This window comes from Alcaligenes sp. SDU_A2 (genome assembly GCF_038237375.1).
Lineage (GTDB): Bacteria > Pseudomonadota > Gammaproteobacteria > Burkholderiales > Burkholderiaceae_B > Alcaligenes.
This window is the reverse complement of the sequence record NZ_CP151273.1, coordinates 3,097,737-3,121,673: the sequence shown is the minus strand read 5'-3', so window position 1 is coordinate 3,121,673 and position 23,937 is coordinate 3,097,737. Positions and strand designations below refer to the sequence as shown.

General features: G+C 59.4%; 23 protein-coding genes. 13 read left to right on the top strand and 10 right to left on the bottom strand.

Annotated elements, in window-relative coordinates; genetic code table 11:
- The first annotated feature begins 6 nt into the window (after positions 1-6).
- The gene (gene gap, locus AADW57_RS14400; RefSeq protein WP_341667582.1) at positions 7-1,020 is read left to right on the top strand and encodes a type I glyceraldehyde-3-phosphate dehydrogenase; all 1,014 of its coding nucleotides are present in this window, start codon (positions 7-9) and stop codon (positions 1,018-1,020) included.
- 64 nt (positions 1,021-1,084) lie between these two features.
- Entirely contained in the window at positions 1,085-2,275 is a 1,191-nt protein-coding gene (locus AADW57_RS14395; protein WP_341667581.1) for a phosphoglycerate kinase, read from the top strand.
- A 761-nt stretch (positions 2,276-3,036) separates the two neighbouring features.
- Here the strand turns inward: AADW57_RS14395 and AADW57_RS14390 are convergent.
- On the bottom strand, positions 3,037-3,879 hold the full coding sequence (locus AADW57_RS14390; RefSeq protein WP_341667580.1) for an NAD-dependent epimerase/dehydratase family protein: 843 nt from the start codon (positions 3,877-3,879) through the stop codon (positions 3,037-3,039).
- A 75-nt stretch (positions 3,880-3,954) separates the two neighbouring features.
- On the opposite strand from AADW57_RS14390, the gene AADW57_RS14385 reads away from it, so the two are divergent.
- The 8 genes from AADW57_RS14385 to AADW57_RS14350 all read left to right on the top strand — a co-directional run bounded on the left by AADW57_RS14385 (position 3,955) and on the right by AADW57_RS14350 (position 12,039).
- Complete coding sequence (locus AADW57_RS14385; protein ID WP_341667579.1) at positions 3,955-5,397, top strand: aldehyde dehydrogenase family protein; 1,443 nt, start codon at positions 3,955-3,957, stop codon at positions 5,395-5,397.
- Between the two features lie 120 nt (positions 5,398-5,517).
- On the top strand, positions 5,518-6,276 hold the full coding sequence (locus AADW57_RS14380; RefSeq protein ID WP_341667578.1) for an SDR family oxidoreductase: 759 nt from the start codon (positions 5,518-5,520) through the stop codon (positions 6,274-6,276).
- 79 nt (positions 6,277-6,355) lie between these two features.
- Positions 6,356-6,985 (top strand): molybdopterin adenylyltransferase, encoded by a 630-nt coding sequence (gene mog, locus AADW57_RS14375; RefSeq protein ID WP_341667577.1) that lies wholly within the window; start codon positions 6,356-6,358, stop codon positions 6,983-6,985.
- An 82-nt stretch (positions 6,986-7,067) separates the two neighbouring features.
- Positions 7,068-8,132: a class II fructose-bisphosphate aldolase gene (gene fba / locus AADW57_RS14370; RefSeq protein WP_341667576.1), complete on the top strand. Its 1,065-nt coding sequence runs from the start codon at positions 7,068-7,070 to the stop codon at positions 8,130-8,132.
- A gap of 137 nt (positions 8,133-8,269) precedes the next feature.
- A complete protein-coding gene (locus tag AADW57_RS14365) occupies positions 8,270-9,151 on the top strand; it encodes a phosphoribosylaminoimidazolesuccinocarboxamide synthase (protein ID WP_341667575.1) in 882 nt (293 codons plus the stop codon).
- Positions 9,152-9,256: 105 nt separating this feature from the next.
- Positions 9,257-9,781, top strand: coding sequence for a 5-(carboxyamino)imidazole ribonucleotide mutase (gene purE, locus AADW57_RS14360; protein WP_341667574.1), 525 nt, complete (start codon positions 9,257-9,259; stop codon positions 9,779-9,781).
- A gap of 13 nt (positions 9,782-9,794) precedes the next feature.
- Complete coding sequence (locus AADW57_RS14355; protein ID WP_445819152.1) at positions 9,795-11,018, top strand: 5-(carboxyamino)imidazole ribonucleotide synthase; 1,224 nt, start codon at positions 9,795-9,797, stop codon at positions 11,016-11,018.
- The gene (locus AADW57_RS14350) at positions 11,011-12,039 is read left to right on the top strand and encodes an L-threonylcarbamoyladenylate synthase (protein WP_341667573.1); all 1,029 of its coding nucleotides are present in this window, start codon (positions 11,011-11,013) and stop codon (positions 12,037-12,039) included. The genes AADW57_RS14355 and AADW57_RS14350 overlap by 8 nt, the downstream gene beginning before the upstream one ends.
- Here AADW57_RS14350 and AADW57_RS14345 read toward each other — a convergent pair.
- Entirely contained in the window at positions 12,036-12,860 is an 825-nt protein-coding gene (locus tag AADW57_RS14345) for an alpha/beta fold hydrolase (RefSeq protein WP_341667572.1), read from the bottom strand. The two genes, AADW57_RS14350 and AADW57_RS14345, sit on opposite strands and share 4 nt — an antisense overlap.
- Positions 12,861-13,071: 211 nt before the next feature.
- On the opposite strand from AADW57_RS14345, the gene AADW57_RS14340 reads away from it, so the two are divergent.
- The gene (locus AADW57_RS14340; RefSeq protein ID WP_341667571.1) at positions 13,072-13,506 is read left to right on the top strand and encodes a MaoC family dehydratase; all 435 of its coding nucleotides are present in this window, start codon (positions 13,072-13,074) and stop codon (positions 13,504-13,506) included.
- Between the two features lie 88 nt (positions 13,507-13,594).
- Here AADW57_RS14340 and AADW57_RS14335 read toward each other — a convergent pair whose 3' ends face one another.
- Together AADW57_RS14335 and AADW57_RS14330 are read right to left on the bottom strand one after the other, a co-directional pair.
- Complete coding sequence (locus tag AADW57_RS14335) at positions 13,595-14,215, bottom strand: LysE family translocator (RefSeq protein WP_341667570.1); 621 nt, start codon at positions 14,213-14,215, stop codon at positions 13,595-13,597.
- Between the two features lie 253 nt (positions 14,216-14,468).
- Positions 14,469-15,662, bottom strand: a complete 1,194-nt coding sequence (locus AADW57_RS14330; protein ID WP_341667569.1) for an acyl-CoA dehydrogenase — start codon at positions 15,660-15,662, stop codon at positions 14,469-14,471.
- 237 nt (positions 15,663-15,899) lie between these two features.
- Between AADW57_RS14330 and AADW57_RS14325 the strand changes: the two genes are divergently transcribed.
- Together AADW57_RS14325 and ggt are read left to right on the top strand one after the other, a co-directional pair.
- Positions 15,900-16,781, top strand: a complete 882-nt coding sequence (locus tag AADW57_RS14325; RefSeq protein WP_341667568.1) for a LysR substrate-binding domain-containing protein — start codon at positions 15,900-15,902, stop codon at positions 16,779-16,781.
- A complete protein-coding gene (gene ggt, locus AADW57_RS14320) occupies positions 16,778-18,526 on the top strand; it encodes a gamma-glutamyltransferase (protein WP_341667566.1) in 1,749 nt (582 codons plus the stop codon). Before AADW57_RS14325 ends, ggt begins: the two co-directional genes overlap by 4 nt.
- 460 nt (positions 18,527-18,986) lie before the next feature.
- Here ggt and AADW57_RS14315 read toward each other — a convergent pair whose 3' ends face one another.
- The 6 genes from AADW57_RS14315 to AADW57_RS14290 form a co-directional block, all read right to left on the bottom strand.
- A complete protein-coding gene (locus AADW57_RS14315) occupies positions 18,987-19,451 on the bottom strand; it encodes a hypothetical protein (protein ID WP_341667565.1) in 465 nt (154 codons plus the stop codon).
- Between the two features lie 349 nt (positions 19,452-19,800).
- Positions 19,801-20,649 (bottom strand): formyltetrahydrofolate deformylase, encoded by an 849-nt coding sequence (purU, locus tag AADW57_RS14310; RefSeq protein WP_341667564.1) that lies wholly within the window; start codon positions 20,647-20,649, stop codon positions 19,801-19,803.
- A gap of 19 nt (positions 20,650-20,668) precedes the next feature.
- Positions 20,669-21,796, bottom strand: coding sequence for an NAD(P)/FAD-dependent oxidoreductase (locus AADW57_RS14305; protein ID WP_341667563.1), 1,128 nt, complete (start codon positions 21,794-21,796; stop codon positions 20,669-20,671).
- Positions 21,797-21,937: 141 nt separating this feature from the next.
- Positions 21,938-22,450 (bottom strand): flavin reductase family protein, encoded by a 513-nt coding sequence (locus tag AADW57_RS14300; protein ID WP_341667562.1) that lies wholly within the window; start codon positions 22,448-22,450, stop codon positions 21,938-21,940.
- A gap of 17 nt (positions 22,451-22,467) precedes the next feature.
- Positions 22,468-23,100 carry a pyridoxamine 5'-phosphate oxidase gene (pdxH, locus tag AADW57_RS14295; protein ID WP_341667561.1) on the bottom strand — a complete coding sequence of 211 codons (633 nt, stop codon included), beginning with the start codon at positions 23,098-23,100 and terminating at the stop codon, positions 22,468-22,470.
- Positions 23,101-23,109: 9 nt separating this feature from the next.
- The gene (locus AADW57_RS14290) at positions 23,110-23,781 is read right to left on the bottom strand and encodes a gamma-glutamylcyclotransferase (RefSeq protein ID WP_341669708.1); all 672 of its coding nucleotides are present in this window, start codon (positions 23,779-23,781) and stop codon (positions 23,110-23,112) included.
- Positions 23,782-23,937: the final 156 nt, after the last annotated feature.

The window sequence follows — 23,937 nt, the reverse complement described above, 5'->3', positions numbered from 1 at the left end:
TCTGACATGACGATTCGCGTCGCAATCAATGGTTATGGTCGTATCGGTCGCATGATCTTGCGTGCCCACTACGAGTACGGCAAAAAGCACGATATCGAGATCGTGGCCATCAACGCCTCGGGCGGTGCCGAGATCAACGAGCACCTGACTCGCTATGATTCCGTGCATGGCCGTTTCAACGCCGATGTCTCGCTGGATGGCGACTACCTGGTGGTCAACGGCGACCGTATCCGCCTGCTGAGTCAGCGCGATGCCCTGACCTTGCCTTGGGCCGAGCTGGGTGTGGACGTGGTACTGGAATGTACCGGCGCTTTCACCAGCAAAGAAAAAGCCAGCGAGCACATTCAGGCTGGTGCCAAGAAGGTCATCATCTCGGCTCCTGGCGGCAAGGATGTGGACGCCACCATCGTGTACGGCGTGAACCACGACATTCTGAAGAGCACCGACACGGTCATCTCCAACGCATCGTGCACCACCAACTGCCTGGCTCCCCTGGTTGCCCCCCTGCACAAGGAACTGGGTGTGGTCAGCGGTCTGATGACCACCATCCACGCCTACACCAACGACCAGGTCCTGACCGACGTGCGTCACAAGGACATGCGCCGTGCCCGTTCGGCCACCAGCAGCATGATCCCCACCAAGACCGGCGCTGCCGCTGCCGTGGGTCTGGTGTTGCCAGAACTGAATGGCAAACTGGACGGTTACGCCGTGCGTGTTCCCACCATTAACGTATCCATGGTAGACCTGACTTTCGTGGCCAGTCGCAATACCACGGTCGAAGAGGTCAACGGCATCCTGAAGAAGGCTTCCGAAGGCTCCCTGAAAGGCATTCTGGACTACTGCACTGAACCTCTGGTTTCCATCGACTTCAACCACACCACCGCTTCCAGCACGGTCGATTCCCTGCTGACCAAGGTGACCGGCGGCAATATGGTTAAAGTGGCTGCCTGGTACGACAACGAGTGGGCCTTCTCCATTCGCATGTTGGACAGCACTATTGCACTGATGTCGGCCAAGTAATCGAGCCGATCGACAAGGGCGGGATATCCCGCCCTTGTTATGTTAATTTCCACAAAAAACAATCATGTCTACTACCATCAAGACTTTGTCTGCGCTGGCCGACAGCGATGCGCTGCGCGGCAAGCGGGTATTTATCCGTTCCGATCTGAACGTGCCCTTGCAGGATGGCCGCATCACCGAAGACACCCGCGTGCGTGCTTCTGTTCCTGCCATCCGCATGGCGCTGGATGCCGGGGCTGCCGTCATGGTCACATCCCATCTGGGTCGCCCTACCGAAGGCCAGTTTACTCAGGCGGATTCCTTGGCTCCTGTAGCCCAACGCCTGTCCGAACTGCTGGGCATGCCGGTAGAGCTGCGCCGCGACTGGCTGGACGGCGTGCAGGTGTCGCCCGGTCAGGTCGTGTTGCTGGAAAACTGCCGGTGCCACCTTGGCGAAAAAAAGAATAATCCCGAACTGGCCCGCAAGATGGCTGCTTTGTGCGACGTATATGTGAACGATGCTTTCGGCACCGCGCACCGCGCAGAAGCCACGACCGAAGGCATTGCACGTTTTGCTCCTATCGCCTGTGCCGGTCCCTTGCTGGAGGCCGAGCTGACGGCTTTGGGTCGTGCTTTGCACGAACCTGCCCGTCCCTTGGTCGCGATTGTCGGTGGTGCCAAAGTGTCCACTAAGCTGTCCATTCTGCGTGCTCTGGCCGCCAAAGTGGATCAGTTGGTGGTGGGTGGCGGCATTGCCAATACGTTTATGTTGGCCAGCGGTTTGCCGGTGGGCAAATCCTTGGTGGAAGACAGTCAGCTAGAAGAAGCCCGCGAAGTCATTCGCATCATGAAGGAGCGTGGTGCCGAGGTGCCGATTCCGGTCGATGTGGTGTGCGCCAAGACGTTTGCGGCTGATGCGCCTGCGCAGACCAAGCTGGCAGATCAGGTCGAGCCAGATGACCTGATTCTGGACGTAGGCCCGCAGACGGCTCAGCAGATTGCCGACATTATCGCCAAGGCCGGCACCGTGGTCTGGAACGGCCCGCTGGGGGTGTTCGAGTTCCCCGCCTTTGCGCAGGGGACCGAGACGTTGTCGCGCGCCATCGCGGCCTCGCCTGCGTTCTCGATTGCCGGTGGCGGCGATACCCTGGCCGCCATTGCCCAGTTCGGCATCGGCGATCAGGTGGGTTATATCTCTACCGGCGGCGGTGCTTTTCTGGAGTTTCTGGAAGGCAAGCGTTTGCCTGCCGTAGCCGCTCTGGAAGACCGCGCCTGATCGTTCAAGACGGCCAGGTCGTCCTTTTCTTGGGCGGCAGGTCGTGTTTCGTGTAGGTGTAAAAGCCAGTCAGTCTTGTGCTGACTGGCTTTTTTTATGCTCAGCAAGGAGGTGATTCTTGATGTCTTGAGAAGCTTGGGTGGCGTCTGCCGCACGCAGACCTGCGCCCGCGCTGCGCACGGGTTCCCTTGGCAGGGTGACAGAACAGGCACCCCGTAAACTCGGACGGTGGCTTGTCCCCCGGACAAGCCACAAACGCCGTCCTCAAACAGTACGGGGCTTGCATCCTGTTCTGCCACCCTGCCGGCGGCGAGGTCTCTAACTCGTCCGGCAGACGCCACCCAAGTTTCTCAAGAAAGATGCGCCGCATTGCACGACCACATGGTTAGCAAAGCGACCTTGTTGGAATTGGAAGCATGATGTCGCTGTATAAGAAAATACTTGATTTTGTATGAGTCGCTCAGCTCACAGTATGGTCAGGCGGGGCGGGTCAGGCTGATTGCCGCAGACGGTGAGTGGTGTAGGGATGCAAGGGCCTTGTTGTTTGAGACCGGCGCTTGTGGTTCGTCCGGGGGACGAACCACCCGGTCGAGTTCAAGGTGCGCCCGGAACGACTCGCCGGCCAGGGAACCGGTGCATAGCACCGGCAAGCAGCCAGCCCAGCCTGACCATACTGTGAGCTGAGCGACGTTTTCGTGGATTTCGGAAGCGGTTCAATCGGGCCAGAACGAAGCTGGTTTGGTTGCTTGCTGCGGCTTCGCTCAAGCCCCATCCCGGATCAATTGGGCATAGCCGTCCAAGGCATCGGGCCAGTTCAACTCGAAGCCGCTGTCCAGCAGACGTTGGTTGCTCAGGCGCTTGCCGCCTTCGCCGGCGGGTTCGCGGGCCGGGTGGGCGACCTGCAGAAGGTCCGCCAGGCCGTCGTACAGCTCGGTAATGGGATAGGGGCGGCTGTCTGTGCCGATATAGCAGGGGAAGGGCGCTGGGATGCGCAGCAGATGCATGCAGGCGCGGGCGGCATCTTCGATGTGAAAGCGGTTGGCCCATTGCTCGGGGTCGTTGGGCACGGTGGCGCGTTCTTGGCGTAGCCGCTCCAGTAATTGCGTGCGTCCAGGGCCGTATAGCCCCGATGGGCGTAGTACCACTGCCTGGGCAGGAATGGTGTGCTGCAGCATTTGTTCGGCTTGCAGCAGTATCTGGCCGTTGAACTGGCGCGGTTCTGTCGGCGAGTGTTCGTCCAGCCAGCCAGGGGCTGGGCTGTAGACGGCTGTCGAGGATACAAACACCAGTCGCTGCAAGGCGTTCAGATCCAGCTCCTTGAGCAAGTTTTCCAGGCCACGCAGAAAGACCTGTTCGTATGCCTCGGGGCTGCGCCGATCAGGGGCGACGGCGTACAGTACGTGGGTGATGGCGCGGTGCTTCAGGCGCAGCGTGGCGGGCTCAGCCAGATTGGCCGCGACCCATTCGATACGGCTGTCTCCTTGGGCGGGCGGATTGCGCCGCAGGCCCAGAACCTGCCATTTTTCCCGTAAGGCCAGTTGTCCTGTGCGCAGGCCTAGATCACCAGCACCGGCCAGCAGCAAAGTAGGGGAGTAAAGGTCCACGGCAGCATGTCCTTGAGTAGAATGGATCAGATAAAGTTCGTGTCGGCGGATATAACGATAGCATCGGAGGCAGTCATGGAGTGTCGCAATTGGATTGATGGACAGTTCCTGGGGGCAGAAAGCGGCGAATTGTTGCCGGTGACGGACCCGTCCACCGGCGAGGTGTTTGCCCGTCTGGCCGAATCGTCGCAGATCGATGTGGATTGGGCGGTCAAAGCGGCACAGCGTGCCAGCCAAGCGCACTGGCGCACCTTGGGAGCGGCACAGCGCAGTCATTTGTTGCTGCGTTGCGCGCGCACGCTGGCCGATGCGGGCGAGGAACTGGCCCGCTTGGAGTCCCGCGACACCGGCAAGCCTTTGCGTCAGGCCCAGGCTGATGCTGCCGCCATTGCGCGTTATTTCGAGTTTTATGCCGGCGCGGTGGACAAGCTGCACGGCCAGACCATTCCTTTGGGGCCGGATCTGACGGCATTCACCCTGCGCGAACCGCTGGGGGTGACGGCGCACATCATTCCCTGGAATTATCCTTTGCAGATTTTCGGGCGCAGCGTGGCGGCGTCTTTGGCTGCCGGCAATACCTGCGTGGTCAAACCCGCCGAAGAGGCCAGCCTGTCTTTGTTGCGTGTGGCCGAATTGCTGCATGAAGCGGGGCTGCCGGCCGGCGTGCTGAATGTGTGTACGGGTTGGGGCAGGCAGGCTGGGCAGGCGTTGGCCTGCCATACGGGCATCAACCATATTTCTTTCACCGGATCGCCTGCGACCGGGCGGCTGGTGGCCCAGGCGGCCGCACAGAATTTTGTGCCTGTCACCCTGGAGCTGGGTGGCAAGTCGCCGCAACTGGTGTTCTCCGATGCGGACCTGGACGCGGCGTTGCCGGTAGTGGTCAATGCCATTGTGCAGAACGCGGGACAGACCTGCTCGGCCGGTAGTCGGGTGCTGATCCAGCGTGCTATTTACAGCGATTTTGTGGAACGGTTGGCAGAGGCCTTCAAGGGGCTGTTGACCGGCGCAGCGGCCGATAACCTGGATTGCGGGCCATTGATCAGTGCCGCGCAGCGCGACCGGGTACGTTCTTATCTGAATGGGCTGGAAGACGATGGCATCGTGGTCGTAGCCCAGGGCAAGCTCGATTCCCAAGCGCCTGAGGGCGGTTTCTACCAAGTGCCGGTGTTGCTGGATCATGTGCCGCCCCAGCATCGTCTGGCCCAGGAGGAAATTTTTGGTCCCGTGCTGGTGGCGCAACCCTTCGGCACCGAGGACGAAGCGGTGGCCTTGGCTAATGGCACACCGTATAGCCTGGTGGCTGGCGTATGGACGCGCGATGGCGCGCGTCAGATACGGTTGGCGCGGCGCTTGCGGGCCGGCCAGGTGTTCATCAATAACTATGGTGCAGGCGGCGGTGTGGAACTGCCTTTCGGGGGCTCGGGCCAGTCTGGCATCGGGCGCGAAAAGGGATTTGAAGCCCTGTACGCCTTGACCAGTCTAAAAACAGTGGCGGTGCGACACGACGGTGCCTGAGAGCGCTGCGGTCGGTGCCCGTCCCGGCAGCACTGCGCCAAGGCGTATTGCTGTTTGTGGGGGACACAATATGGGCGGCCGGCAAGCCGCCCATTCGATGGATAGCACAAGGAGACAATTATGCGTTTGAAAGATAAGGTCGCAATTGTGACCGGCGGGGCTTCAGGGTTTGGGTTTGGCATTGCGCAGACTTTTGCTCGCGAAGGCGCGAGTGTGTTGATTGCCGACCTGAATGTGGAAAAAGGCCGGGCGGCGGCAGCCCATATACAGGCCAAGGGCGGAGTGGCGCAGTTCGCCGCGTGCGACGTCTCGCATGGCGATGAAGTCCAGGCCCTGCTGGATGTGGCGCTGCGCGAGTGTGGCGGACTGCACATCGTGGTCAATAATGCAGGCACCACGCATCGCAACAAACCGATGCTCGATGTCAGCGAAAGCGAGTTCGATCATGTGTTTGCCGTCAATGTCAAAAGCATATACTGGACGGCGCGGCATTTTGTGCCCTATTTTCGGGCCCAGGGTGGGGGTGCCTTTGTCAATATTGCATCGACGGCGGCCTTGCGCCCCAGGCCGGGCCTGGTTTGGTACAACGGAACCAAAGGGGCCGTGGTGACGATCAGCAAGGGCATGGCCGCAGAACTGGGCCCCGATAATATCCGGGTCAATTGCGTCAATCCGGTCATCGGTGATACGGCCTTGCTGGAAGAGTTTATGGGCATGCCCGACACGCCGGAGAATCGTGCCCGTTTTCTGGCCGGCATCCCGCTGGGGCGTTTTTCCACGCCGCACGATGTGGCGTCAGCCGCCTTGTATCTGGCCTCGGACGAGGCGGACTTTATTACCGGGACTTGCATCGAGGTCGATGGCGGGCGTTGCATCTGATCTGTCGTTCCCCGGCTACAATCTTGTCGCAGGCGGGCTGGCCTACTGGCCCGCTGTCTATTTTGTTGCAAGGAAAAACATGTCTTTACCGCTACAGTCCCAACGTCAGCATCCCGACCAGCTTATCATCGGCCTGGTGTCGGTGTCGGACCGTGCCTCGCGCGGGCAGTATCAAGACGAAGGCATCCCTGCGTTGCGGCGCTGGCTGGATTCGGCCCTGACGGTTGGACCTCTGTACGAAGAGCGCCTGATACCCGATGAGCGTCCGCTGATTACCGGCACCCTGATCGATCTGGTTCAGGCCGGTTGCGACTTGATCCTGACCACCGGGGGCACGGGTCCGGCGCGGCGCGACGTTACACCGGAAGCCACATTGGATGCCGGTACGCGCGAAATGCCCGGTTTCGGTGAACAGATGCGTCAAATCAGTTTAAAATTCGTACCAACAGCGATTTTGTCGCGGCAAGTCGCGGTCATCCGTGAAATCCAGGACCACGCCGCCCTGATCATCAATCTGCCGGGGCAACCCAAAGCCATCCAGGAAACCCTGGAAGGATTGCGTGATCCCGAGTCCGGGCGGGTGCTGGTTCCCGGCATTTTTGCTGCCGTGCCGTATTGCATCGACCTTATCGGCGGACCTTACGCGCAAACCCGCGACGAGGTGGTTCAGGCTTTCCGCCCCAAGGCGGCGCGCCGGGAAAGCCGTTGAACATGGCAGGTATACAAGCGGCGGCGCATCCTAGGATGCGAAGCCTTGTTTTCTATTATTTTTCGTCTTCAGGAGTCTATTCATGGCCCTAGTTTCCATGCGCCAGCTGCTGGATCATGCAGCCGAGCACGGTTATGGCATTCCAGCGTTCAACGTCAACAACCTGGAGCAGGTCCAGGCCATCATGGAAGCCGCTGCGGAGACGGACAGCCCCGTCATCATGCAGGCCTCGGCCGGTGCCCGCAAGTATGCCGGCGAAGCCTTTCTGCGCCACCTGATCGAAGCCGCCGTCGAATCCTACCCGCATATCCCTGTGGTTATGCACCAGGATCACGGCCAGTCGCCCGAAATCTGCAAGGGTGCCATCGACCTGGGCTTTTCCAGTGTCATGATGGACGGCTCCTTGCTGCCTGACGGCAAGACCATTGCCGACTTTGAATACAACGTCGAGGTCACCCGCAAAGTCGTGGACATGGCCCACAAGCTGGGCGTGACCGTGGAAGGCGAACTGGGCTGTCTGGGTTCGCTGGAAACCATGCAGGGTGACAAGGAAGACGGTCATGGCGCTGATGGCACCTTGACCCTGGATCAGTTGCTGACCGACCCCGAGCAGGCGGCCGAATTTGTCACGCGTACGCAGCTGGATGCCTTGGCCATTGCCATCGGCACCAGCCACGGCGCATATAAGTTTACCCGCAAGCCCACGGGCGATATCCTGTCCATCGAGCGCGTCAAGGAAATCCACCGTCGCCTGCCCAACACTCACCTGGTCATGCATGGCAGCTCCAGCGTGCCGCAGGAATTGTTGGCCGAGATCCGTCAGTTTGGCGGCAACATGAAGGAAACCTACGGCGTGCCAGTCGAGGAAATCCAGGAAGCCATCAAGTACGGCGTGCGCAAGATCAACATCGATACCGATATCCGTCTGGCCATGACGGCGGCGATCCGTCGTTTCATGTTCGAGAACCCCGAGAAGTTCGATCCGCGCGAATACCTCAAACCTGCCCGCGAAGCGGCCAAGAAAGTGTGTATTGCCCGCTACCAGCAGTTCGGCACCGCTGGTAACGCGTCCAAGATCAAGGCTACGCCGCTGGACGAGATCGCTCGTCAGTATGCCGCCGGTCAGTTGGCCCAGATCGTTCAGTAATCGTCAGCCGGGACCGGATACGCGCATGTCTGCCGTCTGCTCCCGGCCCGTCTTTTCTCCCGACGCGTGCAGCGTCGGAACTGTCGTCCCGCCAGCCATTGCCGCCAGCGGGATGTTTTCGTTTCAAGGATGACATCGTGCAAGAGCCCTTACATCAATCCAGTCTGACGTCTTTGCCGCTGCTGGCGCGCGGCAAGGTCCGGGATATGTATGCCGTGGGTGATGATAAGTTGTTGATCGTGGCGAGCGACCGCATTTCGGCGTTTGACGTGATTCTGGATGATCCCATTCCCGGCAAGGGCGCTGTATTGACCCAGATGACCGAATTCTGGCTGAACAAGCTGGCACATATCATCCCCAATCACACGACCGGCGTGAATCCGGTTGATGTGGTGGCACCCGAGGAGCGCGCGCAGGTTGAAGGCCGCTCCATGGTGGTCAAGCGTTTGAAGCCCATCATGGTGGAAGCGGTGGCCCGTGGCTACCTGATCGGTTCGGGCTGGAAAGATTACCAGGCGACCGGCGCGGTGTGTGGTATTACTTTGCCGGCTGGTCTGAAGCAAGCCGCCAAGCTGCCCCATGTCCTGTTCACCCCGGCCGCCAAAGCCGAAATGGGTCTGCACGACGAGAACGTGGATTTTGCGCACGTGGTCAAGGAAGTCGGTCAGGAGCTGGCCGAGCAGATCCGTGACGTGACCCTGCGCCTGTATACCGAGGCCGCCGATTATGCCGCCAGCCGTGGCATCATCATTGCCGATACCAAATTCGAGTTTGGTCTGGACGAGCATGGTCAGTTGCACCTGATGGATGAAGTGCTGACGCCCGATTCCTCGCGCTTCTGGCCTGCCGACAGTTACGCCGAAGGCATCAGCCCACCGTCCTACGACAAGCAGTTTGTGCGCGATTGGCTGGAAACCCAGGTTTGGGACAAAACTCCGCCTGCGCCGCGCCTGCCCGTGGAGGTCGCCCAGCGTACCGCCGACAAGTACCGCGAAGCTCTGGAGCGCCTGACGGCTTGAGCCGGTGCACCAGGCCTTCGCACAAGGTGGGTGTATCCCATCCACTCTTTGAAAGGCGCCGCTGTCCGGGTGGCGCCTTCTTCCTTTTTTGATGGTGCATTTCTGATGACTGCAAACCTAGCTTCTTCGCACGGCGTATCCCCTGTGGTGGGTATCGTCATGGGGTCGTCCAGCGATTGGGACGTCATGAAACAGGCAGTAGCCGTGCTGGACGAGTTCGGGGTGGCGCACGAATGCCGCGTGGTATCCGCGCATCGCATGCCGATCGACATGGTGGAGTACGGTGCGCAGGCTCCCGCGCGTGGCCTGAAAGCCATTATTGCCGGCGCGGGCGGTGCCGCTCACTTGCCCGGCATGCTGGCTGCGCTGACCCACTTGCCTGTGTTCGGCGTGCCTGTGCCCTCGCGCTACCTGCGCGGCGAAGATTCCCTGTTGTCCATTGTGCAGATGCCCAAAGGCGTGCCCGTTGCCACGTTTGCCATCGGCGAAGCCGGCGCGGCCAATGCCGCCTTGCATGTCATTGCCAATCTGGCGGTCAATGACGTGCAACTGACCGAAAAATTGATTGCGTTCCGCGCCCGCCAGACCGAGGCGGCCCGCGCTATGGTTGTTCCCCCTGTTTCTGCGTGACGATGACTTTGTTATGACTATCCCGACGACCACGCGCCCTGGCGCCGATTCTGTTGATGCCGCTCTGTCCGAGGCTGCCGTCGTGGCCCCCGGCTCCTGGCTGGGCATGATAGGGGGCGGCCAATTAGGGCGCATGTTCTGCCATGCGGCGCAGAATATGGGCTACAAAGTAGCTGTTCTGGACCCTGATGCAGCCAGTCCGGCCGGCAGCGTGGCCGATCTGCATATCTGCGCGACGTATGATGATGCGGCTGCCCTGGAGCGTCTGGGCACTTTGTGCCGGGCGGTCAGCACCGAATTCGAGAACGTACCGGCCGATTCCCTGCGTACTTTGGCGGCTTATACCCGGGTTACGCCTTCTGGCCAGGCCGTGGGCATTGTGCAGGATCGTATCCGCGAAAAAGCCTTTATTGTCCAGGCCGGCGTACCGGTGGCTCCGTATGCCGCCATTACAACGGCCGACGATCTGCTGGCGGCGGATCAAGGATTGTTTCCTGGCATTCTGAAGACGGCGCGCTTTGGGTATGACGGCAAGGGTCAGGCCCGTGTGGCCGACCGGGAGCAGGCCTTGGCGGCTTTTGCGCAGTTTGGCACCCAGCCCTGCGTGCTGGAAGCGCTGCAGCCGCTGGCGTCGGAAATTTCCGTGGTGCTGGCGCGTGGCCTGGATGGTCAGGTGCAGACATTTCCGTGCGCCCGCAACGAACATCGCGATGGTATCCTGGCTGTGTCCACGGTCAGCGCCCATTTTCAGGCGGATGCCCTGTCCGAACAGGCTCGTTCGGCAGCGGCCGCGATTGCCGTCACACTGGGCTATTACGGCGTGTTGTGCGTCGAATTTTTCATCCTGAAGGATGGCCGTCTGTTGGCCAACGAAGTGGCACCGCGCCCGCATAACAGCGGCCACTACACCATGAATGCCTGTGTCACCAGCCAGTTCGAGCAGCAGGCGCGTGTCATGGCGGCTTTGCCCTTGGGCAGTACCCAGGCTTTGTGTCCGTCCATCATGCTCAACATTCTTGGCGATATCTGGTTCGATGCGCAAGGCGTCAGCCGCGAACCGGACTGGGCCGGCGTGCTGGCCATCCCCGGCGTGTCCCTGCACCTGTACGGCAAGGCCCAGGCGCGTCACGGCCGCAAGATGGGGCATGTCAACGTGGTAGGCGACTCCGATACGCAGGTGCGCGAACGCGCCGCTCTGGCTGCGGCGGCCTTGCATATTGCTTTTGATCATGGCTGATACCGTTCCTATGCCTAGCGATCAGGATATTCAGCAGGCGGCCGAACGCTTGGCGCAGGGGCGCTTGGTGGCTTTCCCGACCGAGACGGTCTACGGCCTGGGGGCCGATGCCGAAAATCCCGATGCCGTGCGGGGCATTTACCGTGCCAAAGGCCGTCCGTCCGATCATCCTCTGATCGTGCATGTGGCTCCCGGTGCGGATCTGTTGTATTGGGCGGCTCAGGTGCCGCCGGTGGCACAGCAATTGATCGCTGCGTTCTGGCCGGGGCCGCTGACGCTGATTTTGCCGCGTAATCCGCAGATTCCGGATACGGTCAGCGGTGGACAGTCCACCATCGGGCTGCGCTGTCCTTCACATCCTGTGGCGCAGGCCTTGCTCGGCCGTATGGCGGCGTTGAAACCCAGCGGGCAGGCAGGCGTGGCAGCGCCTTCGGCCAATAAATTCGGTCAGGTGTCGCCCACGGCGGCCAGCCATGTGCGCGAGGAATTTTCGGACTTGTCGGCCGACGAGCTACTGATTCTGGAGGCGGGGCCCTCGGAAGTGGGTATCGAGTCCACGATTGTCGATGTTTCTCGCACAGGGCAGGGGTTGGGGGCGGTATTGTTGCGTCCTGGTCATGTGACGGCGGCCATGATTGCCCAGGTCATCGGTTACGAGCCGGCCTTGCCCGATGCGCAGGCACCACAGGTGTCCGGTAGCCTGAAAGCCCACTATGCGCCGCGCACGCCCTTGTCGCTGTTTGACCCGGATAGCGTTCCTGCTATGCAGGCGGCATTGGCGCAAGGCGGACGTCAGGCCATCGTGGCTTTTGCATCGCTGGCACCCTTTGCGGCGGATATGCACGATTGGTATGTGTGCGCGCCCGAGCCCCAAGCCTATGCGCAGGATCTGTACGCCATGCTGCGTCGTCTGGATCAAGGTCAATACGAGCACATCTGGGTGCAGCGTTGTCCTGATACCCCCGGTTGGCGGGCCGTCAACGACCGCCTGGGCCGCGCGGCCGCCGCTTTCGAGGGCTAGTCGGGATTGTTTTGGCGGTGCGCGCGCAGGAAGTCGACAATGGCCTGGTTCACCTTGTCTTGCTGATCCCGGTAGGGCAGGTGGCCGCATTGTTCCAGCTCCAGCAGTTCGGTGTGCGGCACCAATGCGCGGATGCGGCGTATCTGCTCTAGCGTCCCGTATTCGTCATCCACTCCCTGTATGGCCAGGATAGGGCAGGTGATTTTGGCCACCTCAGCTTCGATATTCCAGTCGCGAAAGGCCGGTTCGGTCCAGGTCCGGTTCCAGCCCCAGAAAGCGGACTCCACATCGTCGTGGTAGCGTGCCAGTCGCTCTCGCAGAAAGCCTTGTTCGTAGGCGTCGCGGGCCACCAGAATGCCGCGCAGGGATATGTCCTCGACAAATAGATGCGGGGCCATCGTCACAATGCCTTGCAGACGGTCGCCAAATCCGCTGGCAGCCAGCAGGGCGATAGAGCCGCCGTCGCTGTGGCCTACCAGCACGACAGGACGCTGACCCTCTTCGCCCAGTTGTTCCAGTAGTTGTGGCAGCACCTCCAATGCCTGTTCGTGCAGGTAATCGGGAGTCTTGGGTCCATGTTCGCTGCGCGGCGTACTGCGGCCATAGCCATAACGCGAATACATCAGGCCGCTGCAGCCGGCTTGTTCGCACAGTTGGGCGGGCCAGTCTTTCCACATGCTGATCGAACCAAGTCCTTCATGCAGAAAGACCAGCAGCGGCGCGTCCCGAAGCTCGGGGCGTATCCATTGATATTCCAGCTGTATCGCTTGCCCGCCTTGCGTGAGCGATGCAAATTGCAGGGATGTGTCCAGTGTCGTCATGGTAGTAGGGGTCGCAGCAGTGCCGCCGCCGGCGGCCTTGCCTGTGCACGTTTATGGCAAAGTGTCTTTATGCCACAGATTGCAGCCGGGCGCTGCAGACGTCGGTCAGACTGTACGCAGATCGTTGCTGTCAGGCGCTGCGTTGCTGCGCTGCAAAAACGTACGGTATTGGTACACTGGCGGCCTGACTATTTTTTTGTTGCAGCACAACATGAAATTCGATGAATTTGAAGTGGGCATGGTCATTCATCACCCGCTTGTGCCCGTTACGCGGGAAGAAATGCTGGAATTCGCTCGTCAATACGATCCGCAATGGTTTCATGTGGACGAGGAGCGTGCTGAACACGGCCATTGGAATGGTCTGATCGGCAGTGGTTGGCTGACATGCAGCAAGGCTATGCGCATGGCGGTGGACTCTGCGCTACACGATTCCGAATCGTTTGCGTCTCCAGGTTTGGAGCGTCTGCGCTGGTTGTTGCCGGTGCGCCCTGGGGACTCTATTCGTCTGGAAGCGACGGTCGCCTCCAAGCGAGTCTCGTCCAGTCGCAGCGATCTGGGCATTGTGCGCTGGTTCTGGAATGTCTATAACCAGCACGACGAACTGGTGGTGGAGTTGGAAGCGACCAGCATGTTTGATTTGAAGTGATTTTTTATTTGATCAAAAACATACATTTTCGTGCTTGCTGTTTGTTAATGAAAAGGCGTCCTGGAAAGGGCGCTTTTTTTATAATTAATCAAGTTTTTGTTAGCTCTAAGAAGGAGTGATAGGCTAAGCCGCAGCCAATAGATAGAATGATGAATCCCATAGCTCTTGTTATGTGTTTTATGTGATTGTCTGATAGTGTTTTTTTTGATTTTTGAGCTATCAGTCCATAGCATGACATAATGAATAAGTCACATATTATCCAGCCTGATATCAGCAGTGTTGATGCGGTTCCTATGTTGATTGATGTGTCTAAAAATTGTGGCAAAAATAAAATAAAGAAAATAATGTCTTTGGGATTGCTTATTCCTGTTATGAATGATTGATAAAATATTGTTTTTTGCGTTTTTCTGCCTTCTTGGTGTTTTGTTTTTTCCTTGTTTGTTAGGTTTTTTATGCCTAGGTTTATTAGGTAAATAGAACCTATTGCTGATAGTGCCGGTATTGCATTTTCTGGTATTATCTTGTCGATAAAAAACAATGAAATGGCTATTAATACGGATGCGGCAACTGCGCTTCCTATGGAGTTCAGGAATATGGCCTCTTTGCCATATTTCATGGAATGAGACACCATCAATGCCGCGTTTGGTCCTGGTGTTGCTATGATCGCTGCAATGGTGGCGATATACGATATATATAAAATAGTATTCACTGTGGTCTATTCGGTGGTTTCTTAGTTTCTATGATCGCACATTTTTCTGTGTTTTCTTTTATTTTCTAAATATGATTCTTCTATTTAATGGTTTGTTTTTTTGTTAAAAATTAATTGTATAAACAGACTGCCAGTGGGCTAATTATCGTAAGAATAGTTGTGTTGTTCGTGTGCTGACGTATCGTCAGGTACTTCATGAAAAATGCCCCTTGAAAGGGGCATTGTGTTGTGCGAACAAGAAGGCCGTCCGGGTTCAGAAAAACGCTTGTATGCCCGTCTGGGCCCGGCCAAGGATCAGGGCATGCACGTCGTGGGTGCCTTCGTAGGTGTTGACCACTTCCAGGTTGACCAGATGGCGTGCCACGCCGAACTCGTCGGAGATGCCGTTGCCGCCCAGCATGTCGCGTGCCAGACGGGCGATGTCCAGGGCCTTGCCGCAGGAATTGCGTTTCATCATGGACGTAATTTCCACGGCTGCCGTGCCTTCATCTTTCATCCGGCCCAGGCGCAGACAGCCTTGTAGCGCCAGGGTGATGTCGGTTTGCATATCGGCCAGTTTTTTCTGGATAAGCTGGGTGGCGGCCAGGGGACGGCCAAACTGCATACGATCCAGCGTGTATTGGCGTGCCGTGTGCCAGCACGACTCGGCAGCGCCCAGCGCGCCCCAGGCGATGCCGTAGCGGGCCGAGTTCAGGCAGGTGAAGGGGCCGCGTAGCCCGCTGACGCCAGGCAGCATCCGTTTGTCCTGGATTTCTACATTGTCCATGACGATTTCGCCGGTCAGCGAGGCGCGCAAACCGACCTTGCCGTGGATGGCAGGGGTAGACAGTCCGGCCATGCCCTTGTCCAGAATGAAGCCGCGAATCTTGCCATCGTCCTGACCGCCGACGACCTTGGCCCACACCACCAGCACATCGGCAATGGGCGAGTTGGTGATCCACATTTTGCTGCCGCTCAGTCTATAGCCTCCGTCGACCTTGACGGCCCGGGTTTCCATGGCACCGGGGTCCGAGCCGTGGTTTGGTTCGGTCAGGCCGAAGCAGCCTATCCATTGGCCGCTGGCCAGTTTGGGCAGATAGTGCCGCTTTTGTTCTTCGCTGCCGAATTCAAAGATGGGCACCATGACCAGCGAGGACTGTACGCTCATCATGGATCGATAGCCGGAGTCCACCCGCTCCACTTCACGGGCGATCAATCCGTAGCTGACGTAGTTCAGGCCGGCACCGCCGTATTCTTCAGGGATGGTGGCACCCAGCAGGCCCAGTTCGCCCATTTCGGCAAAAATAGCCGGGTCGGTGCGTTCGTGGCGAAATGCCTCCAGCACGCGCGGCAGCAGCTTGTCCTGTGCGTAAGCGTGGGCGGCGTCGCGCACCATGCGCTCTTCGTCGTTGAGCTGCTGATTCAGCAGCAGGGGATCGTCCCAATGAAACGAGGGGGAGGAAGACATGGAGATGCTCCGGAAATTCAAAGAGGGTCTGCAGCCGGCTCAGGTCGGACAGGCGTCGTGTTGCGCGTCGGATGCCGCGGGACAGGCCGTAGCGGCATGTCTGCTTGATGGCGTAGGATAATGTGCGCAAAGCGCACAGGGCAATTGATAAAATTGCACATCATCGTGTGCTGACGTACCAGCGGCCACCAACACAATCGGAGCAGGGGCGCACCGGCCCCGAATCGGGAGCACTCCATGAGACACGGCATACCCAGCCTGGGCGCGTTGCAGGCCTTCGAGGCCACGGCTCGGTTAGGATCGTTTTCGCGTGCAGCAGAAGAGTTATCGTTGACGCACAGCGCGGTCTACCGTCAGGTCAGCGGCCTGGAGCAACGCCTGGGCGTCCAATTGCTCGGGCGGGTACGGCGTAGGCTGGTTCTGACACCGGCCGGGCGCGACTATGCCGCCCGCATACGGCATCACCTGGAGCAGATCGGCAAGGACACCTTCAGTCTGGTTGCCCGCGCAGGCGTGGGGCGCAGCGTGCATCTGGCCGTCCTGCCGACGCTATCTACCGTGTGGCTGATGCCGCGTCTGGCCGCGTTCAGCCGTTGCTATCCGGATATTACCGTCAGCCTGTCCGTGCGCACCCAGCCTTTTCAGTTTGGCGATCATCCTTTCGATGCAGCCATTTATCATGGTCGACAGTTGTGGCCTCAGACGCAGGGCATACGCTTGTTTGACGAGGGCGAGCTGGTGCCGGTGTGCACGCCGGCACTGGCGGCCAGCGCACCATTGCAGGAATTGCGGCATTTGCACATGTCCACCCGTCCGGACAGTTGGTTTGATTGGTATCGTTCGGCTGGACTGGAGCCGGGTCTGCATGTCAGTGCCGGGCCGCGCTACGAACTGTTTTCCCTGATACTGGCAGCGTTGCGCGCCGACATGGGGGTGGCCCTGATGCCGCGCTTCTTGATTGACAGCGAACTGGCCTGCGGCGATCTGGTGCTGGCGGCCTCGCACGCCATGCCAGTGCAGGAAGCGTATTTTTTCAGCTATCCGACGGCTAATGAGCCGGGTGAAGCGGTGTTGCTGCTGGCCCAGTGGCTGGCCCAAAATCAGAAGGAGATACCATGAACCATGCCTTGATGCGTCGTCTGACGGTGCTCGCCTTGACCCTGGCTTTGGCGGGACAGGCCTGCGCGCGTGGGCCGGCTGCGCCCGACCTGAACCCTGAAGCGGCTACCGCCAGCCTGCAGCGCGACAAAGTAAGCAGCAGCAAGAGCATGGTCGTGACGGCACATCCTCTGGCGACACGGGCCGGCCTGCGCATGCTGGATCAGGGGGGCAGCGCGGTGGATGCCGCCATTGCCAGCCAGTTGGTGTTGGGCCTGGTGGAGCCGCAATCTTCCGGAATAGGCGGGGGCGGCTTTATGCTGCTGTTTCAGCCTGGTAAAGGTTTGCTTAGCTATGACGGCCGGGAAACCGTACCGGCCGCCAGTACCTTGAACCGTTTCGAGTTGAACGGCAAAACCATGTCCTTCAAACAGGCCGTCAACAGTGGGCGGTCTGTCGGTGTTCCGGGATTGTTACGTGCGTTGGAATTGATGCATCGGGATGGTGGTGCTTTGCCCTGGGCCACGTTGTTTGTCCCGGCGATTGAATTGGCGGAACAGGGGTTTGCTGTCACTCCACGCTTGCATGCCTTGATAGCAGACAATAGGGCGGAGCTGGCCGATAAACCGGCTGCCCGCGCGTATTTTCTGGATGCGCAAGGCCAGCCCTGGCCCGTTGGCCATCGCTTGCGCAATCCGGATTATGCCCAGGTGCTGAAACGGGTGGCGCAGCAGGGAGCGGATGCCTTTTACGACAGTGAACTGGCCGACGATATGGTGGCGGCCGTGGCTGCCGATCCTGTTCCTGGTGACGTGTCCAAGGCGGATTTGCGCGCCTATCGCGCTTTGCGCCGCGACCCCTTGTGCATGGACTGGCAGCGCTGGGCCTTGTGCGGCATGGCACCGCCCAGCTCCGGTCCGCTGACGGTCATGCAGATGCTGGGGATGTTGCAGCATACGCCGATGGCGTCGCTGGAGCCATTGTCGGCCCAGGCCATTCATTATTTTGCCGAAGTAGGACGGTTGGCCTTTGCTGATCGGGATGCCTGGGTGGCGGACCCGGCCTTTGTTGCTGTACCGCAGCAGGCTTTGCTGGCACCCGACTATCTGCGGGCGCGTGCCGCCTTGATTCGTCCGGACCGCTCCCTGGGCCATGCGCTGCCCGGACAGCCGCTGGATGATGCAGTACCCGCGGCGGACAGCACGCTGGAGCTGCCTTCCACCACGCATCTATCGGTGGTTGATGCCACAGGGCAGGTCGTGTCCATGACCACATCGGTAGAGTCTGCTTTTGGCAGCAAAATTATGGTGCAGGGCTTTTTGCTGAATAATCAGCTGACCGATTTTGCGCTGAGCCCTCGCGACGAGGCGGGCCGCTTGAGCGTGAATCGCGTCCAGCCCGGTAAGCGACCGCGCAGTTCCATGGCACCCATGATTGTGATGGAGCAGGGCAAGCCTGTCATTGCTTTGGGTTCGCCGGGCGGCAGTGCGATTATCCTGTACGTGGCGCAGGCCTTGACTGGTATGTTGATGTGGGATCTGGATGCCCAGCAGGCAGTCAGCCTGCCGCATTACGGTAGCCGCAACTGGGCGACTGAGCTGGAAGCAAATACCGCGGTCACCGAACAGGCCCAGGCCTTGCGGGCCTTGGGTCACGAGGTTCGTGAACAGCCCTTTCCCAGCGGCACGCATGTTATCCGCTGGACGGCGCAAGGCCTGGAGGCGGGCGTGGACCCCAGGCGCGAGGGTTTGGCGCTGGGGCGATGATGACGTGGTCGGGGTATTGTGCTTGATCAAGGTGTCCAGTCCGGCGGCCGGCGCTGGAGGGGTTTCCGATTCTGAGCTTTATCCTTGTAGATTTAGACCGGCAGGCGGGTCAGGGTAGTCGCCGCAGGCGGAACGCAGGGGCGGGAGGCAAGGGGCGTGCTGTTCGAGCGGAACGCTTGCAGCTCGTCCGGGGGACGAGCTGCTCCGCGAGTTCACGCCCCGCCCGCCACCAGGCTCGCCAAGGGAACCGACGCGTAGCGTCGGCGACTGCCCAGCCTGCCGGTCTAAATCTACAAGGATAAAGCGTACATATTGACTCCAACCCCTCCAGCGCCGGCCGCCGGACGGTTTGTATGGGTTTTGTCAGGTTCGTACTGCCGGGGGCAAGACGGGTGGTCCTGTATCCCTCGGCATCAAGTGGCAGATGCTCCGCCAAGAAGTGTGGCTTAGTTTTGAGCGACTAGGAGCATTGCGATTTTTCAACTTTGACGCTGAACAGTAGCGTGCCCCTGGAATCTGCGATGTTTTGTATGATTCCGACAGACGAGTATCCGGTAAATAATCGATCGCGCTCCTGAAGGCTTGTGCAGAAAATATCTTTAACCTGTCGCCACGTCGTTTCTTTTGCCTGCTTTATTTCGTTTGGGTTGGCAGTGACGGGGGCGGTGATTCGATAGTTTTCAACGACAAACATGGACCGGCCTTCCTCTTTTATGGATCTATCGATCAGGTATGTGTCTTCATTGATCTGTACGGGGTAATGAACATTCGCGTTGTTCACGATAAATTCATTTACAAACCTTCTCAGTAGTTCGTGCTGGCTTGGTTTGTTGCTTGTTGCCGCATAGCTTCCCCCGATATTGCCCAGGGCGTGGGCGGCGATCAGAATCAGTATGAGGGTAAAGATGGATGCGATCTTTTTCATGATGTTCTCTATCGCCAAAGGCCTGAGTGAAGCCGAGCTGCGTCGCGGCGTTGGTTTCTTGGAGTGGATGTTATATAGAGTGCCTGCTCAATGCCCAACGGATCGGCTCACGTTTTGCGGCCGTTGTGCGGCAGCGCATTTTACTGCCTAGCTGGGGCACGTCGCAGATAGCAGCGAAGCAGATCAGGTTTTGGCAGATGTCGACATATATTGAATTCGCTTAAGTGATTGATCAACGAGCGGCATCTGGCTTTGGCTCTGTACAGTGATGTGTCGGAGCCGTGTCCTTGTGAAATGAAAAAACCCGGCCGATGGCCGGGTTTTGGCGTCAGGCGACGGACTCGAGGGATTAACGGAATACCACGGTGCGTTGGCCGTTGAGCAGGATGCGGTGCTGGACATGGGCGCGCACGGCGCGGGCCAGAACCAAGGATTCAACGTCGCTGCCGATCTGGGTTAGTTCGAGCGGACTGACGGAGTGGCTGACGTGCTCCACATCCTGTTCGATGATGGGGCCTTCGTCCAGGTCTTCAGTCACGTAGTGCGCCGTAGCCCCGATGATCTTTACGCCGCGGGCATGAGCCTGGTGGTAAGGGCGTGCACCCTTGAAGCTGGGCAGAAAGCTGTGGTGAATATTGATGGCCCGTCCGGACAGGGAGCGGCACAGGTCAGTCGACAAAATCTGCATGTAGCGGGCCAGCACGACCAGATCTACTTTCAGTTCGTTGGCCAGTTGCAAAATCTGCTGTTCTTGTTGTGGGCGTGTCTCGGGCGTGACAGGCAGATGATGAAAAGGAATGCCGTAGGACGACGCCAGGCCGGCGTGATCGGTGTGATTGGAGGCGACAGCAGCAATGTCCACGGGCAATTGGCCGCTGTGGGCGCGGAACAGCAGATCGTTCAGGCAATGACCTTGGCGGCTGACCAGAATCAGCAGGCGGGCTTTGCGCTGCGCGTCGTAGATGTTGGCGTCCATGCCGAATTGGGTGGCGATGGGCGCAAAGCGCGCTTGCAGGTCGGCCACAGTTACTTTTTCGGGCAGGGAAAATTCAATGCGCAAGAAGAAACGCTGGGTTTCGGCATCGCCGAACTGTTGGGCTTCGTTGATGTTGCCGTTCTGTTCAAGCAGCCAGCCGGAGACGTTATGCACAATGCCGGTGCGGTCCGGGCAGGATAGGGTCAAAATGTAATCGTTCATCGACGGTATTGTAATGACTTCAGAAAGGTTTTTGATCGGCGTGCAGCAGCATTTCCCGGCTATGTTGCGCAATCGCCAGACAAGCGGTCAGACCGGGTGATTCGATGCCGAACAGATTGATCAGGCCTGGCACCCCGTGCTGGGCGGAACCAGAAAACAGGAAATCGGCGGCCGGCACTCCGGCAGGCACGATTTTGGGACGTATGCCACTGTAGGCCGGGCTTAGGCTGTTATCGCGCAGCTCGGGCCAATACTGGCGCACGGCGGCGTAAAAGGACTGGCCGCGCAGCGGGTCCATGTCGTAGTTTTCCTCGCTTACCCATTCGGTATCGGGTCCGAAGCGCGCCTGTCCAGCCAGATCCAGGGTCAGGTGTACGCCTAAACCGGCCTCGTTGTGCATGGGGTAGATCAGGTGCTTGAAAGGTGAACGTCCCGAGAGCGAAAAATAGCTACCTTTGCACAGATAGGCGGGGGGGATGTGGGCGGCGTCCAGGCCGTCTATCTGGTGGGCGGCGGCTACCGCACCCAAGCCGGCGGCGTTGATCAGGTAGGAGCAGGTCAGGGAAAAGGCTTCGGCCCCTCCAACCTGAACCTCGAACCCCTGGCCGGGCAGCACGTGGGCGCGGGTGAAGGGGGTATTAAACACCATTTGCGCACCCAGGTTTTCGGCGTCGCCCTGCAGGGCCAACATCAAGCCGTGGCTGTCCACAATCCCCGTCGATGGCGACAGCAGAGCGGCGCTGCAGCGCAGCGCCGGTTCCAGTGCCTGGGCTTGCTGCGCGTCCAGCCATTGCAGATCGTGTACGCCGCAGGCGTGGGCATTGTCCTGCAATTGGCGCAGGGCCGGCTCTTGGGCGGCGTCGGTAGCGACAATCAGCTTGCCGCAGCGGGCATGGTCGATATGGCGTTCCTGGCAATAGTCGTAGAGCTGTTCCTTGCCCTGGACGCAGAGCCGGGCTTTCAGGCTACCGGGTGTGTAGTAGATACCGCCGTGGATGACTTCCGAGTTGCGCGAGCTGACTCCGTTGCCAATGCCCGGTGTCTGTTCGATAAGCAGCACGTCCATGCCTTGCTGGGCCAGTTCCCGGGCGATGGCCAGACCCACTACCCCAGCGCCCAGTACGACGCAATCGACATCGTTCGCCATGATCAAATCCCTATTTGCAGAATGACGCAAAGGGATAAGTGTACTCCCGGCATCTGTTCCTGTTGATCTTCGTCGTGCAGGATTTTCATGAGCGGCGCGAACCAGGCCGCTGCTCTGGTTTGCGCGTGCTTGCGGAAGGACTCAGTCCTGCGACGGCGTCAGGTCGAAGTCGCCCGCATGGTAGATCAGTGGCTGGTGGGCATTGCGTTCGCAGTGGGTGACTTCGCCGATGAAGATGATGTGGTCGCCTGCTTCGTGGCAGGCGTAGGGCCGGCATTCGAACCAGGCGCTGCAGCCCGGATCGGCCAGCATGGGCAGGCCATTGGGCGACGTTCGCAAAGGGTGTTCGCGAAAACGCTCGGCCTGTTCGCCCCAGGCAAAGCGTTTGGCCAGCGCCAACTGGCTGGCACCCAGCACATGGATGACGTAGCCGGAACCATGCAGAAAGTGAGGCAGCGAACGCGACTGCTTGGCCAGCGACCAGAGCACCAGGGGAGGGCTGAGAGACACCGAATTGAAGGAACTGACGGTCAGCCCAACGGCCAGGCCCGGATGCTCCCGGTCGGGGCCGGTCACCACGGTGACGCCTGTGGCGAAACGGCCCAGCGCGGAGCGGAAAAAGTCGGTGTCGAATGTAGAGGATACGGCTGTCATTGCACAAAGGCCGGGGCTCAAGGAGCCAGCCTGCTTAACTCCCATTGGCCTTGTTCATTGCGGTCAAATACCAAGCGATCATGCAGGCGCGAAGCGCGTCCTTGCCAGAACTCTACATGGTCCGGCGACAGTCGCAGGCCGCCCCAATGGTGGGGGCGCTCGGGGTTTTCGCCCAGGCTGCGGGCATAGTGCTCGTTGCGGGCGTCCAGTTCGGCACGGGTGATGGGTTCGCTTTGCGGCGATGCCCAGGCTCCGATGCGCGAACCTAGCGGGCGGCTGTGGAAGTATTCGTCGGATTCGGCCTGACTGATGCGGCTGACGCGTCCTTCAAAACGAATCTGGCGCTGCATGGACGGCCAGAAAAAGGACAGGCTGCCCCAGGGATTGTCGTCCAGGTCCGTGCCCTTGCGGGAATTGTAGTTGGTAAAAAATACCAGTCCCTGTTCGTCGTAGCCTTTGAGCAGCACGATGCGCGCCGACGGTCGGCCCTGTGCGTCCACGGTGGCCAGGGTCATGGCTGTGGGTTCGGTCTCCTTCAGTTCCAGCGCCTGGTCCAGCCAACGCTGGAACTGGGTGCGCGGATCGGAGGCAATATCGCTTTCGCTCAGGGTAAAACGTTCGTATTCGTTACGAATATCGGCAAGGGACATGATGCGCTCTTATGCTTGATGGGGAAGTGCTTGATCAGTGTAACTTTGTAGTAATTGAACCACTGATTGCAGGCGTTTATCCAGAATTTTAGAGCGTCGGAGCGCAGACGCGGTTTCCATCACGTATTCGATGCACGGGCCGTTGATGCCTTGTGCCGAATGCACCACTTGCATAAGCTGTTCGTCGGGCAGGCGGGGCACATAGGCATCGGTCTTGCGATTCATGGTGAACACCAGCGCGCGGATATCGCCCTGGGTGGTGCGGCAGCGCAGCCAGCGCGGAATGTAGGCCCCGCTGGGCATCTCGCGCTGCCACAGGGCGTCAAAGACTTTGGGGACATCACGCCCGGGGATACGAAACGCCATGCCTCGGCACGAGCCGCCGACATCCAGGCCAAAAACCAGACCGGGCTGTTCGGGCGTGCCGCGATTGATGCGCGACCACAGGCACAAGGCGCGGTGATAGCCGCGCAGCAAGGCTTGGCGCTGCTCGATGAACTCGAAGTCCGGACGCCAGATCAATGAACCGTAACCATAGACCCAAAGATCCTGTTCCCCGCACCACTGCGCCTGATCCAGAGACTGGCGCAAAGAGGCGTTGCGTTCGTCGTCGCTCAGGACGCGAAAGCTGCAGGGGGTGGGCGCTGGTGCGGAAGGGGCGGAAAAGGGATCGATATTCACGGCAAAGGGGCGCGTAGCCTGGATCACGGATGGTTGATACCTGTAGCGATTGTAGATCGGCAAAACCTACTGTAGCGGGCTTTGCGACTGATAACTAAGGAAAAATAATAATTTGCTTATACGAGTGTTGCTATTTGGCAGGTTGCTGTCAAGGCA